General features: G+C 61.2%; 3 protein-coding genes. 2 read left to right on the top strand and 1 reads right to left on the bottom strand.

Annotated features, from left to right (window positions below):
• Together FNJ47_RS45965 and FNJ47_RS45960 are read left to right on the top strand one after the other, a co-directional pair.
• Positions 1–276: transposase domain-containing protein (locus FNJ47_RS45965; RefSeq protein WP_163163389.1), on the top strand; the 276-nt coding region annotated here is incomplete at its 5' end.
• Positions 277–446: 170 nt separating this feature from the next.
• Entirely contained in the window at positions 447–713 is a 267-nt protein-coding gene (locus tag FNJ47_RS45960) for a hypothetical protein (RefSeq protein ID WP_163163387.1), read from the top strand.
• A gap of 196 nt (positions 714–909) precedes the next feature.
• Here the strand turns inward: FNJ47_RS45960 and FNJ47_RS45955 are convergent.
• Positions 910–1,640, bottom strand: a 731-nt coding sequence (locus FNJ47_RS45955) for a glycine betaine ABC transporter substrate-binding protein (RefSeq protein WP_283811392.1), incomplete at its 5' end; no start/stop codon positions are given.

Here is a 1,640-nt window from a genome sequence, read left to right as displayed (position 1 = left end):
TACACCGAAGATGGCAGGATGCCGATCGACAATAATCTTCTGGAGCGCGACATCAGGGTTTTTGCAACTGGCCGAAAGTGCTGGCTGTTCAGCGACACCGTCGACGGAGCCAGGGCCAGTGCCGTTGTCTACAGTCTGATGCTGACCTGCCGCGCCTCACGCGTCGAGCCGTTAGCATGGCTGCGCCACGTGCTCACCGAGTTGCCTCAGCGCGCGGTCGATGCAGATATCGACGACCTGATGCCCTTCAACTTCGCAAAAGCCGCCACGGCCTGAAATCGCCAGGCACCGTCTTCGATACCGAAGGCGAGCCGTCAACACCGCCGGCTTCAGCGTGCCGCGAAACTCGCGCTTACAAAGAACTTGGCCACGCGGCGTGCCTCTGGTTACTAGCTGCAGCACTCCCCTACTTGCCGAGTCGCAATGTCGTTGAATAGGAATCACATATGAAAACCGCCGAGCGGCTCTTTCAAGATTTCATTCAAGCGGCTGGTCTTCCCGTTGGCAATTCTGTTGTCATGCGCGAGAGAAGGCCTGAGGCCGATGCCGAGCCAAGTTGGGTCATTGCGACCGGGAATCTGCCCGACGACGCGAAGGAGCGCTATGAAAAGGCGGTGACGCGCTTGCGTGAACGGCACCCACACGTAAACTGGGGCCACGTAAAGGATCGCGAAGGCGTATGGCGAATTATCAGAGCGCTCAAGACTGCCTAAGAGGCGTGGGATAGCTATCGCGCCCGGTACGTCCGATGGATCGCGAGTGGCCTGCGATTCTGGCAACCGAGCCAAGTCACTTTGTAGGCCGAATGCTCCGTGGGAGGCGCTCAATTCGTGGGAAAGCGCTCGCGAACGCCAGGATCTCCCGCACGAGCTGCCTTGCGACCAGTACCTCGACACTCTCGGCCTGCGTCTACTTCCCACCGATCTTCTGCCACAGCCAACGCGCCACCGCGGCGGGCGAGGAGTTCGCACTGCTGCCACTGGCGCGCAAATTGGCTTCGCGCATCGTCGCAATGTCGATCCGCTCAAGGAGCGGCTTCAGCGCCTCCTGCAATGCCGCATCATGCGCGCGCCGCGGTGCCAGCAGCAGGACCGCATCATAGGGCGGGATCGCGTGCTTGGGATCGGCCAGCGTCTCCAGGTCGTATTCCTTGATCCGCCCCTCGCTGGTATAGCCCGCGATGACGTCGACGTTGCCGCTCGCCACTGCCGCATACATGAAATCCGGCTGCATCTGTCGTTGCGTGCGGAATGAGAGGCCGTAAGCCTTTTGCAGGGCGGTCCATTCGGGGCGCGAGAAGAACTCGTAGTCGCCCGCAATCGACAGCGTCGGCGCGTGCGCAGCCAGGTCAGTGATTGAATGAATACCGAGTGCATCGGCGCGCTGCCGCGGCATCACCAGCGCATAGGCGTTCTCGAAACCGAGCGCACCGAGCAGGGTGATGTCCTGCTTCGCCAGGATCTCCTTCAACTCGGCAAGCAATGTTTCGCGCGGCGGCATATCGGTGCGGTGGAACTGGTTGACCCACAGCGTGCCGGAATAATCCACATAGACGTCGATGTTGTTGGCTGCGAGCGCCTGGAAAATCACGCTGGAGCCGAGGCCTTCGCGCGTCAAGGCCTGCAATCCCGCCGCCTGCA

It is taken from the genome of Bradyrhizobium uaiense, from assembly GCF_010811875.1.
Lineage (GTDB): Bacteria > Pseudomonadota > Alphaproteobacteria > Rhizobiales > Xanthobacteraceae > Bradyrhizobium > Bradyrhizobium uaiense.
Note: the sequence above shows the minus strand (reverse complement) of the source record. Positions and strands in the feature narration are given on the sequence as shown.